The organism is Rhodanobacter sp. TND4EL1, assembly GCF_054061035.1.
The window spans coordinates 1035790-1050949 of the sequence record NZ_JBSSDT010000002.1 but is presented as its reverse complement, the minus strand read 5'-3'; the positions used below and the strand labels follow the sequence as shown (position 1 = coordinate 1050949).

The 15160-nt window shown below is 64.6% G+C and carries 11 protein-coding genes; 5 read left to right on the top strand and 6 right to left on the bottom strand.

The genetic code is table 11. The annotated features are described in order from the left end of the window. Positions 1–105: 105 nt before the first annotated feature. The 3 genes from ACVWWQ_RS11310 to ACVWWQ_RS11300 all read left to right on the top strand — a co-directional run bounded on the left by ACVWWQ_RS11310 (position 106) and on the right by ACVWWQ_RS11300 (position 6567). Entirely contained in the window at positions 106–711 is a 606-nt protein-coding gene (locus ACVWWQ_RS11310; protein ID WP_099653502.1) for a GNAT family N-acetyltransferase, read from the top strand. Positions 712–997: 286 nt separating this feature from the next. Next, positions 998–4468 (top strand): transcription-repair coupling factor, encoded by a 3471-nt coding sequence (mfd, locus tag ACVWWQ_RS11305; RefSeq protein WP_133947338.1) that lies wholly within the window; start codon positions 998–1000, stop codon positions 4466–4468. Positions 4469–4797: 329 nt separating this feature from the next. Further along, complete coding sequence (locus ACVWWQ_RS11300) at positions 4798–6567, top strand: diguanylate cyclase (RefSeq protein WP_133947340.1); 1770 nt, start codon at positions 4798–4800, stop codon at positions 6565–6567. A gap of 45 nt (positions 6568–6612) precedes the next feature. Here the strand turns inward: ACVWWQ_RS11300 and ACVWWQ_RS11295 are convergent, their stop codons facing one another. Genes ACVWWQ_RS11295 through ACVWWQ_RS11280 form a run of 4 tightly spaced genes read right to left on the bottom strand, consistent with a single transcriptional unit; the run spans position 6613 to position 11196 of the window. Continuing rightward, positions 6613–8889, bottom strand: coding sequence for a thiamine pyrophosphate-dependent enzyme (locus tag ACVWWQ_RS11295; RefSeq protein WP_133947342.1), 2277 nt, complete (start codon positions 8887–8889; stop codon positions 6613–6615). 42 nt (positions 8890–8931) lie between these two features. Next, complete coding sequence (locus ACVWWQ_RS11290; RefSeq protein WP_133947344.1) at positions 8932–9438, bottom strand: nucleotidyltransferase family protein; 507 nt, start codon at positions 9436–9438, stop codon at positions 8932–8934. Continuing rightward, positions 9435–9971, bottom strand: coding sequence for a GNAT family N-acetyltransferase (locus ACVWWQ_RS11285; RefSeq protein ID WP_133947346.1), 537 nt, complete (start codon positions 9969–9971; stop codon positions 9435–9437). Before ACVWWQ_RS11285 ends, ACVWWQ_RS11290 begins: the two co-directional genes overlap by 4 nt. Before the next feature lie 55 nt (positions 9972–10026). Further along, a complete protein-coding gene (locus ACVWWQ_RS11280) occupies positions 10027–11196 on the bottom strand; it encodes an acyl-CoA dehydrogenase family protein (protein WP_133947348.1) in 1170 nt (389 codons plus the stop codon). A gap of 103 nt (positions 11197–11299) precedes the next feature. On the opposite strand from ACVWWQ_RS11280, the gene ACVWWQ_RS11275 reads away from it, so the two are divergent. Together ACVWWQ_RS11275 and ACVWWQ_RS11270 are read left to right on the top strand one after the other, a co-directional pair. Beyond that, complete coding sequence (locus ACVWWQ_RS11275; protein ID WP_133947350.1) at positions 11300–12175, top strand: DMT family transporter; 876 nt, start codon at positions 11300–11302, stop codon at positions 12173–12175. A gap of 73 nt (positions 12176–12248) precedes the next feature. Then, entirely contained in the window at positions 12249–13343 is a 1095-nt protein-coding gene (locus tag ACVWWQ_RS11270; RefSeq protein WP_133947352.1) for a diguanylate cyclase, read from the top strand. A 12-nt stretch (positions 13344–13355) separates the two neighbouring features. Here the strand turns inward: ACVWWQ_RS11270 and ACVWWQ_RS11265 are convergent, their stop codons facing one another. Beyond that, entirely contained in the window at positions 13356–14279 is a 924-nt protein-coding gene (locus tag ACVWWQ_RS11265) for a 5'-nucleotidase (protein ID WP_133947354.1), read from the bottom strand. A 100-nt stretch (positions 14280–14379) separates the two neighbouring features. Then, on the bottom strand, positions 14380–15141 hold the full coding sequence (locus ACVWWQ_RS11260; RefSeq protein WP_099653512.1) for an NAD kinase: 762 nt from the start codon (positions 15139–15141) through the stop codon (positions 14380–14382). Positions 15142–15160 lie beyond the last annotated feature (19 nt).

The following is a 15160-nucleotide window of genomic DNA, read 5'->3' as shown; positions in this document are numbered from 1 at the left end:
CAGCGCCACAGCGCCGTTCAGGCCTGTTTCCGTTACAACGGACCCGTATTCGTCATTGCAAATTCATGTTGCGATGCACACAATACGCAAAAGTATGGAGCCGCCATGATTCCCGCCATCGACTTTGCCGCCCCCACCCGCTACGCCGGCCTGCCACCCCGCAGCAGTGAGCGTTTCGCGCGTCCTCGCGTGATGGTTTCGTCGCGCGGCGAGCAGGTGCGCACGCAGGATGGGCTGGAGCTGGTGCTCCGCCCGATCGAGGCCGGTGACGTGGCGGCGATGCAGCGCTGCTTCACGCGACTTTCGCCGGAAGACATCCGTCGCCGCTTCCTCCATGCGATGTCCGAATTGCCTGCGCCGATGGCGCAACGCCTGTGCCGGATCGATCCGGTGCAAGAAACGGCTTATGTGCTGATGGACGAATCGGCGACGCCGGCCGAGATGCGTGGCGTCGGGCGAATCTACGTCGACGAGTCCAGCGACAGCGCCGAATTCTCCGTGCTGGTGGAACACGACTGGAGCCGTCGCGGCCTGGGCGCGCTGCTGATGCAGCGACTGGTCGATGACTGTCGCCACCGCGGCCTCGCCGAACTGTGGGGCTACGTGCTGCTGGAAAATCGACCGATGCTGCAGCTGTGCCGTGAACTGGGGTTCACTCAACGCATGATGCCGGACGAACCGGGTACCGCCCAGATCACGCTGAAGCTCTGAAGCCGCATCGGGTCAGGTCAGGCTCTTCGCGCGGTGGCGGCGACCGCCCAGGACGAGCACCGTCCGCCGCTCCTGATTCCTGGCTTCATAGTGAGGAGCCCGCGGGCAGGGCCTACCTGCGCAAGAGCGTCCACTGTCCAGCGCCCGTCCTGCAAATGACAATCCCGCCCCTGCGCACAGAAAGCGGGCACACATCCGGGTCCGGCGGGAGCGGCGGCGCATCGCGTTACACTTGTGCGCTTTCCCCGGCGCGGCTCGATGGCGGCGCCATGCACATGCGTCCCTTATGCCCAGTCTGATCAAGCACCCGCCTCTGCCGACCACTCCCAAGCAGCGTCGCTACTGGATGCCACCGCATGGCTCCGCGCGAGCATTGCTGATCGCGGAAGCGGCACGTTCGCACGAAGGCCTGCTGGTAGCAGTGACGCGCGATACCCAGCGCGCGCAGGCGCTGGAGGCGGAGCTCAGGATCTTCGCCGACACGCTGCCGGTGTTGCCCTTCCCCGACTGGGAAACGCTGCCGTACGACGTGTTCAGCCCGCACCCGGAAATCGTCTCGCAACGCATCGCCACGCTGTACCAGCTGCCGAACATGAAACGCGGCGTGCTGGTGGTGCCGATGGCGACCCTGATGCAGCGGATCGCGCCGCGCTCGCACATCACCGGCTCCGGACTGGTATTGGCCAAGGGCCAGAAATTCGATCTGGCCGCCGAGCAGCGCCGGCTGGAAGCGGCTGGCTATCGCCATGTGCCGCAGGTCGCGGAACCGGGTGATTTCGCGGTCCGTGGCGCGCTGCTCGATGTCTTCCCGATGGGCACCGCCGAGCCGTATCGCATCGAGTTGTTCGACGACGAGGTCGATTCGATCCGCAGCTTCGATCCTGAAACCCAGCGGTCGCAACAACAGGTCGAGAAGGTCGAGCTGCTGCCGGCGCGCGAGTTTCCGCTGACCGACGAGGCGGCCAAGGAGTTCCGCGGCAACCTGCGCGAACGCTTCCCGATCGACGTGCGCCGCTGTCCGCTGTACCAGGACATGAAGAAAGGCGTAACGCCGGGCGGGATCGAGTACTACCTGCCGCTGTTCTTCAAACAGACTGCCACGCTGTTCGACTATCTCGCCGACGATGCGCTGTTCGTATTGGGTGAAGGTGCGGGCGAGGCGGCCGACCAGTTCTGGGCACAGACCGCCGAACGCTACGACCAGCGCGCGCACGACATCGAACGGCCGGTGCTGCCGCCAGCCGAACTCTATCTGCCGCCGGAACAACTGCGCGAACAGCTCAACAAGCGGCTGCGCGTGGAAGTGGTCGACGCCGGCCACGAACACGCCGTCGCCACGGGCACGCAGCCAGCGCCGGAGCTGCCGCTCAATCGCAAGGGCGAAGAGCCGGGGACGTCGCTCAGGCACTTCCTGTCCAGCTATCCGGGCCGCGTGCTGATCGCCGCGGATTCGGCGGGACGCCGCGAGGCGCTGATCGAGACGCTGGCGACGGCAGGATTGAAGCCGCAAGCCATTGAAGACTGGCAAGCCTTTCTTCCGTCTGCGCACGCTGCTGAAGGCGTCAAGTTTGCCATCACCATCGCCGGGCTTGATCAGGGTTTCGCGCTGACCAAGCCCGTACTCACCGTGCTCACCGAGCGCGAGCTGTACGGCGAGCGAGTACGCAGCGAACGCGACCGCAAGCGTCGCCGCGGCACCGCGCGCGACCCGGAAAGCATCATCCGCGACCTCACCGAACTGACCCTCGGTGCGCCGATCGTCCACGTGGATCATGGCGTGGGTCGCTATCAGGGCCTGCTGTCGATGGACGTGGGCGGCATGGATGGCGAGTTCCTCACCATCGAGTACGCCAAGGGCGACAAGCTCTACGTGCCGGTGGCGCAACTCGGTCTGGTCAGCCGTTACTCCGGCACGGCGCCGGAACTGGCCCCGTTGCATTCGCTGGGCGGCGACGCGTGGGAGCGCGCACGCAAGAAGGCCGCCGAGAAAGTGCGCGACGTCGCCGCCGAACTTCTGGCGATCTACGCGCAGCGGCAGGCGCGTGGCGGCGAATCGATGCCGATCGACCGTCAACTGGTCGAGGAATTCGGCAGCACGTTCCCATTCGAGGAAACCCCCGACCAGGAAACCGCGATCGAGGCGGTGCTGGCTGATCTCGCCGCCCCGCGTGCGATGGATCGGGTGATCTGCGGTGATGTCGGCTTCGGCAAGACCGAAGTGGCATTGCGCGCCGCGTTCGCCACCGCCACTGCCGGCAAACAGGTCGCCGTACTGGTGCCCACCACCCTGCTCGCGCAGCAGCACTACCGCAATTTCGCCGACCGCTTCGCCGACTGGCCGGTGCGCGTGGACGTGCTGTCGCGCTTCAAGTCGACCAAGGAAGTGAACGACGCGCTGAAGCGCCTGGCGGACGGCCAGATCGACGTGATCGTGGGCACGCACAAGCTGCTGCAACCGGACATCAAGTTCAAGAACCTCGGCCTGGTGATCGTCGACGAAGAACAGCGTTTCGGCGTGCGCCAGAAGGAGCAACTGAAAAAACTTCGTGCCGAAGTCGACCTGCTGACGATGACCGCCACACCGATTCCGCGCACGCTGAACATGGCGATGGCCGGCCTGCGCGATCTCTCGCTGATCGCCACGCCGCCGGCCCATCGCTCGGCCGTGCGCACCTTCATCTCGGCGTGGGACCCGGCGACCATCCGCGAGGCTTTGCAGCGCGAGCTGTCGCGCGGCGGCCAGGTGTACTTCCTGCACAACGAAGTGCAGAGCATCGAACGCATCGTGCGCGAGCTGGAAGAACTGGTACCCGACGCACGCATCCGCATCGCCCATGGCCAGATGCCCGAGCGCGAACTCGAAGGCGTGATGGCGGACTTCCACCGCCAGCGCTTCAACGTGCTGGTGTGCACTACCATCATCGAAACCGGCATCGACATTCCCACCGCCAACACCATCATCATCAACCGCGCCGACCGCTTTGGTCTGGCCCAGTTGCATCAGTTGCGCGGACGCGTCGGCCGTTCGCACCATCGCGCCTATGCGTACCTGGTGGTGCCCGACCGCAAGTCGATCACTGCCGACGCGCAGAAGCGCCTCGAAGCACTGGCCTCACTGGAAGAACTCGGCGCCGGCTTCACCCTGGCCACCCACGATCTGGAAATTCGCGGTGCGGGCGAGCTGCTCGGCGACGAGCAATCCGGCCAGATCCAGGAGATCGGTTTCGGCTTGTACACCGAACTGCTCGATCGCGCGGTGCGTGCGTTGAAGTCGGGCAAGATCCCGGATTTCGATCTCAGCAGCGAGCACGAGACCGAAGTCGAACTGCACCTGCCCGCGCTGATCCCGGACGATTACCTCGGCGACGTGCACGCGCGCCTGACCCTGTACAAGCGCATCGCCAGCGCCCGCAGCGAAGACGACCTGCGCGACCTGCAAGTGGAGATGATCGACCGATTCGGGTTGCTGCCGGACCCGACCAAGCAGCTGTTCGCGGTAGCAAGCCTGAAACTGATGGCCACCCCGCTGGGCATTCGCAAGCTCGACTTCGGCGCCAATGGTGGCCGCATCACTTTCCGCGAGAAACCCGAAATCGACCCGATGGCGATCATCAAGCTGATCCAGCAACTGCCACGCGTCTACAAGCTGGATGGCCAGGACAAGCTGAAAGTGATTCTCGACCTTCCCGGCGCCAGCGAACGCCTCCGCAGTGCCCAGGAAGTGCTGATACTGCTGGGGGCGCGCCGACCGGGCTGATGCGGCCACAACCCTGACACCCTGCGTCCGGACTGGCCCCGTTCGAGCCATGGCAAGGACCGCACGGGGTCCGCACCGAAGGCTCGCAAACCATGTGCAGCACGGGGCGGCCCCGCATGCCATGGACTGGCACGGGTCGTGCTTGACAAATACGTCGAAAGCCGGATAGACGGAAGCGTTAAACTGTTGGCAGGCAAGACGCGCAAACAGGCACGACGCACGCATCTGCCTATTGACGGGGTTCGTCATCGCCGGTTCCGGCATATTCAATGACAACGGGATCAATCACACGTACTCCTGCATGATTTTGGCAGAGCGGGGAGAGGCAGATGGAGAGGCTGCTCGCACTTCTGGCATCGCGGCGCCCGCGGCTGGCATGGCGCGCCTCATTGTTGTGCCTGCTCTGGCTGGGACTTGGCGTGGTCCACGCTGCCATGCCGGTGAATGGGGCCTGGCGCCAGGTTCGAACGGGGGATACACCCGCCAAGGTCATGGCGGACTATCGCCAAGGCGGATTCCAGAGTTTTGACCCTTCGCTGCTGCAGCGATTCCCCCAGGACAGCGAAGGTAGCTGGGTGGTCATCGCGCCGCAGCCGCCGTGGGACAACACCGCCCGTGTGTTGACCATCTACCCACCCACGCTGGCCAGCGTCACCGTGTTTGCCGAAGGCGCCTCACAAACGCTCGCACTGGATGATTTCAGTGGCAGTTTCCATGGGCACGGCCGGCTGGCTTGGCAGGTCCCGGACAGCATGGCGGCGTCCACGCCGATCCTGCTCCGCTTCGAAAGGTCGACGACCCTGGTCGCTCCCGTACGCTTCGATATCGAGCCAATACGCGACTACCTGCAGCACGATGCCAAATGGCTGACTTTTGCCAGCGCCTGCTTCGCGGTGATGCTGGCGATGGTGTTGATGGCGATCTGCTTTGCCGGCATGTTGCGCGACGTCACCTACGCCTGGTACGCCGGCTACATCCTTTGCTATTGCCTGATCCAGGGCATCCAGACCGGCTTCGTGTTTCACCCTCTGACGTGGGAGTGGCTGTCCGGCATGGCCGTACTGGCCGGGTCTGCCGCGGTCGCCTTGTCGGTGGCGTTTGCGTCCTTGTTCATGATGCGCTTCTGCGAACTGCAGCGTTACGCACCGCTGCTGCGGATACCGATAACCGCCCTGGCGGTGGGCATGATCCAGCTGGTGTTGATGCGCTGCAGCCAGATTCCCCTGCTGGTGTACGTTGCGCAAATCCTGCTCAATCCATTGTTGATGATCGGCGCCGCCCTGCTGCTGATCGCGTCGCTGGTCGCGGCGGTGCGCGGCTCACGGCAGGCGTGGTTCTTTCTCGCCGGATGGACGCCGCTGCTGTTGCTGACGGCGATGAGCAGCGCCCAGGTCAACGGTGCCCTGCCCCAGTTCGCATGGCTCAACGACGCCAGCCTCGCCGGAGGTGCGTTCGAGGCCGTGGTGTTGTCGCTGGGGCTGGCTGACCGGGCACTGCGGCTGCGCCACGATCGCGACATCGTCCAGGTGCTGGCTGACCGCGATGCGCTGACCGACGTGCTCAATCGACGGGCGTGGACCGAGCGCGCGAACACCCTGTTGTCGTCCAGTGATCACCCGCAACCGATCGCCCTGCTGTTCCTGGACCTCGATCACTTCAAGCTTTTGAATGATCATCAAGGCCACAGCAGCGGCGACCGTGCGCTGGTCGCGGTGGCCAGGACGCTGAGTGCCGAGTTGCGTCCCGGGGACCTCTTCGGCCGTTACGGTGGCGAAGAGTTCGTCGCGCTGCTGGACAACACCCTTCCGGAACAGGCCCTGCACGTGGCCACGCGCTTGTGCCGTCGCATCCACCGTCTGGAAATTCCGGTGAATGCCGAGGCCGTGGTGCTCAGCATCAGCATCGGTGTCGCCACTCGCCAGCGCGACGACACGGTGGAATCACTGGTCGACCGCGCCGATCAGGCGATGTACGACGCCAAGCTCAAGGGCCGCAACCGGGTCTGCATGTATCGCCAGCCCTCGGATGAGGTCCGCGGCGGCAATCCTGCGCCGACCCGCCGCCTGCATATCGTGGAAAGTCGCGGATCCGACCAATGAGCCGCCACACCGCGGTGCAACGATCGATCGCACCGCGACAAGCCCTCAGGCACGCGCAGCCAGACCCTTCGCTGCAGCCACCACGTCGGCCTCGCCCGGCAATACCAGCAACGCCGCACCGGCCAGCGGCGTGAAGGTATCGGCGCCGACCACGCGATGCAGCGGTGTGGCGCCGAAACCACCTTCGACGATCGCGGTGATCACGCCCTCGCCGACGCCGGCGCTCTTGCGTCCCTCGTCCAGCACCAGGATGCGCCTGGCCGTCTTGGCTTGCGCCGCGATGAAGGCATCGTTGAGCGGTGCCAGCCAGCGCAGGTCGACCACCCGCACTTGCCAGCCCAGTTCCTTTTCGATCGTGCGTGCAGCACGCAAGGCCATCGGCACGCCGTTGCCGAAGGTGAATACCACCAAGTCATTCGCGGCCTCGTTGTAGACGCGTCCCTCACCCAGGGTCATCGCCTGATCCGGCGCCGGGTAGTCGAACTGCCACTGGCCGTCGCCGGCTTCGTACAAGTCCTTGGTCATGTACAACGCAATCGGTTCAAGGAAGGCACATACGCGACCATCCACCTTCGCCAGCGCCATCAGCGTGCGCAGCATCATCGCCGCGTCATCACCGCGGCTGGAGCAACCGACGACGAGTCCGGGAATGTCACGCAACGCGGTGATCGAGTTGTCGTTGTGGAAGTGCCCGCCGAAGCCCTTCTGGTAACCCAGCGAGGCCACGCGCATCACCATCGGATTGCGGTATTGGTCATTGGAGAAGAACTGCAGCGACGCCGCCTCGCCGCGGATCTGGTCACAGGCGTTGTGGAAATACGCCAGGTACTGGATCTCCGGCATCGGCAACATGCCCATGTTGGCGTAACCCTGTGCCAGGCCGAGAATCATCGTCTCGTCGAGCAGGGTGTTGAATACGCGACTGCCCTTGAAGGTCTTGTTGAGCCCTTTGGTGACGGTATACACGCCGCCCTTCTGCGCCACGTCCTCGCCGAACAGCAGTGCCTGGGGATACTTCGCCAGCAAGTCGTGCAGCGCCTGGCCGATCTGGATAGCCAGATGACGTGGCGGCAGATTCTCCGGCAGTTTCGCTTCGCTGCCGAACACGGCCAAACGCTTTTCCGCGTAATCGGCGCGTGTGGCCTCGGCTTTCACCGCGACAGGCGTGTACGGCGCCAGCGGCCTCATCACGTCGTCCAGCGAGGTCAGCCGGTGGCGGGAGTCCGCATCTTCGGCGGCCGCAAAGCAGCGCTTGCGGGTGGCTTCGTACAGATTCAGCAGCTCGTCTTTCGAATACAGGCCCGACTCCAGTGCGATGCCGGCCGAGCGCAGCAGCGGGTCGGTCGACTCCACCGCAAACAGCTCCTCGATGCTGCGCCACTCGATCTCGAAATCGGTGCCGGCATGGCCCATCACCCGGGTGGTTTTCAGGTGCAGGAAGGTCGGCCGACGCGTGCGACGGCAATGCTCCACCGCGCGCTGTACCTGGGCATAACCTTCGGCCAGGTCGAGACCATCGGCGAAGAAGTAGTCGAGGTTGGCGCGATGCTGGTAGTTCTGGGCAACCCAACCCGTCGGTGTCTTCACCGAGATGCCGATGCCATTGTCCTCGCACACGAACAGCACCGGCGCCGGAAGCTTCTGGTACGCCGTCCAGGCGGCGGTGTTGAATGCGGTCTGCGCACTGGCATGGTTGCTGGACGCATCGCCGAACGAGCAGATCGAAATGCTGTCGTCGGGAATCGGCAGCTGGTGCCCGATGCGACGCGCCTGCTCGATCGCCACCGCCGTGCCCAGCGCCTTGGGCAGGTGCGAGGCGATCGTGGAAGTCTGTGGCAGCACCCACAACGGCTTGCTGCCCCACACCTTGTGGCGGCCGCCGGAAGCCGGGTCATCCTTGCTGGCGGCAAAGCTGAGCGCCGAGTCCATCACCGGATCCATCCCCGGAATCTTGCGGAAGCGTTCGGCCATGAACCCGCCCGAGCGGTAGTGCAAAAACGCCGGGTCGGTGTGCCGGGTCAGCCGCGCCACCATCGCGTTGCCTTCGTGGCCGGACGAACCGATCGTGTAGAACACCTTGTTCTGCACGCGCAGCACGCGCGCCATCAAATCCAGGTGGCGCGAGATCAGCTGCGATTCGAGCAACTCGCGAAACCCGCGCGCATCCAGCGCGCTGCCGGGCAATACCGCCTCGCCGTCACGCGGTGCGGCCCGCACCTCGCCGTTCCACAACTGCACGAACTCGATGAAGTTCTGGTCGACGATTTCGGCACGGTTGAAGCCCTTGTGGCGAGCGCTGATGGCAAACGGAATGGCAGTCATGGCGAATTCTTGTGGGGAAGTTGGACAGCCGCAACGCGGCCATCAATGGATGGACAGGACCGGAACGGCAAACGTCGGGGCACTCAATGCACGCAATGCCGCCACCCGCTGCACGTCCTTCGGGCGGCCAAAGCTTTCAAAAAGGCGGATCTGATCTTCGATCGAAGGCACCGGCACGGCCAAGCCATTCACGCCGGCCAACACCAGCTTCCCGGGCAGCACGACCTGCCAGCGATCAGCCACATGAAGTTCCAGCGCGCCCATCACTTCGACAGGCGCGCCGGGAAATCGGAAGCGCGCGAAATGCGAACGGAATTGATCGGCGTCCGCCGGCACGAACGAGGACTCGTGTCGCTGCGCCCAGTGCAACATCAAGCTATCGGCATCCGCGCGCGAAGTGAGCACATCGACGTCTGCGGCACTGACCTCCGCGCCCAGCAGCAACGCGGCGGTGCTGCCGATCACGCACCACGGATCGACACAATGCACATGCAGGTCGGGCACGATCTCGGCCAGGGTGGCATACAGCGCGGGCGACAGGTGGCTCATGCGCGACGGTGTTTCCACGTATCGTGGTTCTGGCCCCAAAGATCCGCCACCTCGCCCGGAAAAGGCATCTCGACCCGCTTCAGGAACGTCGAACCGAGCCGCCGTGCGACTGCCCGCGAAGCATGATTTTCGGGAGCGACGCAATGGATCACCTCGCTCCAGCCGAGGTGATCGAAAGCCCAGTCGATCGCCACCATCGAGCCTTCGGTGGCGTAGCCCTTGCCCCATGCATCGCGAAGCAGACCCCAGCCGACCTCGGTACCGGGCCAGCCTTCAGGGCACCACGGGCCCAATCGGCCAATCCAGCGACCGCTGCTTTTTTCGATCACCGAAAACATGCCAAAGCCCTGGATGGCCCATGCGCCGGCCATGCAAAGAAACCCACGCCACGCGGTGGCACGTGTTTGCGGGCCACCAATGTAGCGCGAGCTTTCTTCGTCACCCATCAGCGTAGCCCAGCCCTCGAAATCCTCCGCCCGGGTCGGGCGCAGAATCAATCGATCGGTTTCGAGACGAATATCCGGAACGTGCACAGGATGTTCCTCAGGCACGCTCCCGTCCTTGCTGCGACAGGAGCATGCGAACGAATCAGAACGCGTTGATGCCGGTCAGTTCGCGGCCCACGACCAACTCATGCACGGTCTCGGTGCCTTCATAGGTGATCACCGACTCCAGATTCAGCGCATGACGGATCGCGCCGTGCTCGGTGGTGATGCCGGCACCGCCGAGGATGTCGCGGCACTGGCGCGCGATGTCGATCGCCATGCGGCAGTTGTTCCACTTCGCCAGCGACACCTGGGTCGGCTGCATCTTGCCGGCGTCCTTCAGGCGACCGAGCTGCAAGGAGAGCAACTGCGCGGTGGTGATGCGCCGGGCCATGTCGGCCAGCTTCAGCTGTACCGCCTGGTTGGCGGCGAGCGGCTTGCCGAACAGGATGCGCTCGGCGGTGTAGTCGAGCACTTCCTTGAGGCAGGCCTGCGCTGCGCCGATCGGGCCCCAGGTGATGCCGTAACGCGCCTGGGTCAGGCAGCCCAGCGGCCCCTTCAGACCCTTCACGTTCGGCAGCCGTGCGCTGTCAGGCACGCGCACGTTGTCGAAGAACAGCGCGCTGGTGACCGAAGCGCGCAGGCTCATCTTCTTGTGGATTTCCTGCGCATTGAAACCGGCCGTGTCGGTCGGCACCACGAAGCCCTGGATGCCGTCCTCCGTCTGCGCCCATACGATCGCGATGTGTGCCAGGTTGCCGTTGGTGATCCACATCTTGGCGCCGTTGATGACCCAGTCGCCGCCGTCCTTCTTCGCGTTGGTCTTCATGTTGGCCGGATCGGAGCCGCCGTGCGGTTCGGTCAGGCCGAAGCAGCCGATCACTTCACCGGCCGACATCCGCGGCAGGTACTGCTTCTTCTGCTCCTCGCTGCCGTAGGCGAAGATCGGATACATGCACAGCGAGCTCTGCACCGAAGCGAAGCTGCGCAAGCCGGAATCGCCGCGCTCCAACTCCTGGCAGATCAGGCCGTAGCTGACGCCATTCATGCCGGCACCGCCGTATTCCTCGGGGATCGTGGCGCCGAGCAGGCCCAACCCGGCGATCTCCGGAATCAATTCTTTCGGGAAACGTCCCTGGTCAAAGCAGTCGCCGATGATCGGCAGCACTTTCTCATCGACGAAACGACCGACGGAGTCCTGCACCATGCGTTCTTCGTCGCTGAGCAACGAGCGGATGTCGTAAAGATCGAGCGGATTCAGACTGACGGCCATGGAAGCTCCGATGAGGGACGCGGAAAACCGCTATTGTAGCCGCCCGGGGAGCCCCCTGTGACTCCCTGCCCGGCCCACGCTCCAACTCAACATCCGGTACCCCATGTTCAAAGGCGTCATGCTCGGTTTCGCCGCATTCGCCGCGTTCGCGTTCAGCGACGCGTTCGTGAAGGCGCTGCGTGGCTCGCTGCCCGCCTACGAGGCGGTGTTCTTCGGCGCCGCCCTGGGCCTGACCGCGCTGCCCTTCATCAGGAAGCCGGGGGACCGCTGGCGCGACGTGGTCCTGGCCAGGCACCAGGGCCTGTGGCTGGTTCGCGCGGTGGCCAGCGCCATCGGCAGCATCTCGGCGGTGGTCGCCTTCACCGCCTTGCCGATGGCCGAGGCGTTCGCCATGATCTTCCTGCTGCCGATCTTCGTCACGATCCTGTCCGTGCTGGTGCTCAAGGAACATGTCGGTTGGCGCCGCTGGTCGGCGGTGGTTGCCGGTTTCGTCGGTGTACTGGTGGTGCTGCGCCCGGGCTTTCGCGCACTCGGCCTCGGTCATCTGGCGGCGGTCACGTGCGGCTTGTCCGGTGCCGTGTCGATGATCGCACTGCGCCTGTCCGGTCCGCACGAAAAGCGGGTGACGCTTTACGGCGCCGGCATGATCGGCTCGTTGCTGATTTCCACGTTGCTGATGCTGGCCGATTTCCACTGGCCCAACCTCGGCCAGTGGGGGTTGCTCCTGGGCTATGGATTGCTCGCGGCGCTCGCGTCGGTACTGCTGATGCTGGCGACCCAGCGGGCACCGGCAAATCATGTCGCGCCGACCCAGTACAGCCAGATGCTGTGGGCCGTCTTGCTGGGCTACGTGGTATTCCACGATCGCCTCGATGGATTCATGGCGCTCGGCATAGCCATCATCCTTGGCGCGGGCCTGTTCACCTTCGTGCGCGAAGAAAAGATGACCCGCTGGTGGAAACGCGTGCGCATGCTCTGAGCCCCGGCTTTCACCTTGACCGTCCGGGCTTGAGCTATTCTCGGCGTGTTCCTGGGGGGGGGGATGGCATGGCATGAACACACGGAATGTCGGGAATGGCTCGACCAGCCAGCGGCCGGTACGGTCCAACCAGCGCGACCTGCTGCCACAGCGGGTCTACCGCTTTCGCATTCTCGGCATGGGCCTTGCAGGCCTGCCCCTGGGCCTGGTCATGCATGAACATCATGCGCCGATCGGCAGCTGGCTTTGGGGCATCTTCACTTGCCTGCTGTGGCCGCACCTGGCTTATTGGCGCGCCCGCCGCAGCAAGAACCCGTTCGATACCGAGCTGCACAACCTGATGTTCGATTCAGCGATTGCCGGCTCATGGCTTCCGCTGATGCATTTCACCGTGCTGCCTTCGGTGCTCGTAGTCACCGTCGCCACCGCCGACAAGATCAATACCGGCGTGCGCAACCTGTGGCGCCGATCACTGCCCGGAATGCTGCTGGCGATCCTTGCTGCCGGCCTGCTGACCGGCTTCGCGTTCCAGCCGGAAACCAGCATGCCGGTGTTGCTGGCATGCCTGCCGGTGATGCTGATCCACACGATGAGCGTGAGCATGGCCAGCTATCGGCTGGTGCGCCGCGTGCAGCAGCAGAACCAGCGGCTGGACGAACTCAGCCGGGTCGACGTGTTGACCGGCCTGGACAACCGCGGCTCCTGGCAGAACCACGCGGAAACTTTGTTGCAGCAACGCCACGCCGATGGGCGCGCCGCCACCCTGATGATGGTCGACGTGGACTGCTTCAAGGACATCAACGACCGGCACGGTCACGTGCTGGGCGATGATGTGCTGTGTGGCATTGCCCATGTTCTGCGCCAGGGCAACGGCGCCGATGCCCACATCGGTCGTTTCGGCGGCGACGAGTTTGCCATCGCGCTGCCCGGCACACTCGCCGAAGCCAAGGTTGTGGCCGAGCGCATCCGCCGTACGGTCGAGGGCCTCGAACTGCCGCAGGCGCCGGGACTGCGGTGTTCGATCAGCCTGGGGCTGGCCGAAGCCGGCGACGCCGACACCAGCCTGCGCGAGTGGATCGAATCGGCCGACCGCGCGCTCTATCGCGCCAAGCAGGCCGGACGCAATCGCACCGTCAGTGACGGCAGGGAGCAGCTCACCAGCGCCTGAGTCGCGACCGCGTCAGCGGTTGCTCACCCCGTGCGGCACATGCCCGGTGGCCACGTGCTGGCGCGCCGACTCCACGTTGGCCGGCGAATCGTCGAAGAAAATGTCGGCGCCAAACGCGTCAAGAAACGGACCCTTGTCGCGGCCACCAAGGAACAGCGCCTCGTCGATACGCACACCCCACCGGCGCAGGGTGAGGATCACGCGCTTGTGCGCCGGCGCGGAACGCGCAGTGACCAGGGCGGTGCGGATCGGCGAGTCTTCGGCGGGAAACGCCGTTTGCAGGTGATGCAGTGCGGTGAGGAAGCCGCGGAACGGACCAACCGACAGCGGCTCGGCGGCGTGCTCGGTCTCGCTGCGATGGAATGCTTCGAGCCCCTCTTCGCGGGAGACGCGCTCGCCTTCATCACCAAACAGCACGGCATCACCATCGAAGGCGATGCGCAACTGCTCGCTGGCACGCGGCGGTGCGGTACTGGGCAGAATCGTCGCCGCCGCCACACCGGCAGCCAGCGCACGGCCGACATCCTCCGCATTCGCGGAGAGGAAAAGGTCCGCCTTGAACGGTGCAATGTAGTCTGAGGTCGGCGCGCCGCTGGTGAACGCGGCGCGGCTGATCTCCAGGCCGTAGTGCTGGATCGCGTTAAAGATGCGCAGGCCGGTATCACCGGAATTGCGCGACAGCAGGATCACCTCGACCGGCGGCACGTCGCCAGCCAGCTTGTTGAGTCCGAGCAATTTCTGCACCAGCGGAAAGGCCACGCCGGGCTGCAGGATTTCGTCTTCGTGGTCGATCTGGAACGAGCGATAAGCATCCAGGCCATCGCGTTCGAACAACGCGTGGCTGTCGCCGAGGTCAAACAGCGCACGTGAGGAAATCGCCACCACCAGGCGGTTGTCGGAGAGCGAAGCGGGGTCGTGAGCGGTTGGCGGGTTCATGATGGGAATCTAACGCATTGAGCAGCGAGTGAGTGACCAGAGGTGCGTGGCAAGCGACGCCGACCCGGCACGTTCCCTTTGCTCGCTTCCTGCCAGAACCTCACTCCGCCGCGAACTGCTCATCAAGAATGCGCTGTTCCAGATTGTGCTCGGGGTCGAACAGCAACCGCACGCCCTGGTCGCCGGACTGGCGAATCATCACGCTGCGGACGTCGCGCACTTCGTGGAAATCGGCGGTGGCGCTGACCGGACGCTTGGCCGGATCCAGCACGCGCAGGATCACGCCGGTCCGGTGCGGCAGGATCGCGCCTCGCCAGCGCCGCGGCCGGAATGGACTGATCGGGGTAAGTGCCAGCACATTGGCGTCCAGTGGCAGGATCGGGCCATGCGCGGAAAGATTGTAGGCGGTGGAGCCTGCGGGCGTGGCCACCATGATGCCGTCGCAAACTAGGTTCGGCAGCTTCACCGTGTCGTTGAGTTGCACTTCCAGATGTGCCGCCTGGTTGCTCTGGCGCAACAGCGAAACCTCGTTGAAAGCCAGGGCGGTGTGCTCGGTGCCAGCGGCATCGGTCACCTGCATTTGCAGCGGAAACAGCGACGCAGTGTGGGCGCGCGCAATCCGCTCGGGCAGGCCGTCAAGCTTGTGTTTGTTCATCAGAAAGCCGACGCGGCCCAGCTTCATGCCGTAAACCGGCACTTCGAGTTCGCGATAGGCATGCAGAGTACGCAGCATGAAACCGTCGCCGCCAAGTGCCACGATCAGTTCAGCCTGTTCGGGTGGCACGTCGCCATAACGATCCACCAGTTTTCGTCTTGCCTGCTGGGCAACACTGGTATCGCTGGCGACAAAGGCGAAGCGCATGGGCATCGGCACGTAGTGG

Bases quoted from the DNA above. Each gene is read 5' to 3' on its own strand.
- ACVWWQ_RS11310 (WP_099653502.1), top strand. From the start codon at position 106: ATGATTCCCGCCATCGACTTTGCCGCCCCCACCCGCTACGCCGGCCTG.
- mfd (WP_133947338.1), top strand. From the start codon at position 998: ATGCCCAGTCTGATCAAGCACCCGCCTCTGCCGACCACTCCCAAGCAG.
- ACVWWQ_RS11300 (WP_133947340.1), top strand. From the start codon at position 4,798: ATGGAGAGGCTGCTCGCACTTCTGGCATCGCGGCGCCCGCGGCTGGCA.
- ACVWWQ_RS11295 (WP_133947342.1), bottom strand. From the start codon at position 8,889: ATGACTGCCATTCCGTTTGCCATCAGCGCTCGCCACAAGGGCTTCAAC.
- ACVWWQ_RS11290 (WP_133947344.1), bottom strand. From the start codon at position 9,438: ATGAGCCACCTGTCGCCCGCGCTGTATGCCACCCTGGCCGAGATCGTG.
- ACVWWQ_RS11280 (WP_133947348.1), bottom strand. From the start codon at position 11,196: ATGGCCGTCAGTCTGAATCCGCTCGATCTTTACGACATCCGCTCGTTG.
- ACVWWQ_RS11275 (WP_133947350.1), top strand. From the start codon at position 11,300: ATGTTCAAAGGCGTCATGCTCGGTTTCGCCGCATTCGCCGCGTTCGCG.
- ACVWWQ_RS11270 (WP_133947352.1), top strand. From the start codon at position 12,249: ATGAACACACGGAATGTCGGGAATGGCTCGACCAGCCAGCGGCCGGTA.
- ACVWWQ_RS11265 (WP_133947354.1), bottom strand. From the start codon at position 14,279: ATGAACCCGCCAACCGCTCACGACCCCGCTTCGCTCTCCGACAACCGC.
- ACVWWQ_RS11260 (WP_099653512.1), bottom strand. From the start codon at position 15,141: ATGCGCTTCGCCTTTGTCGCCAGCGATACCAGTGTTGCCCAGCAGGCA.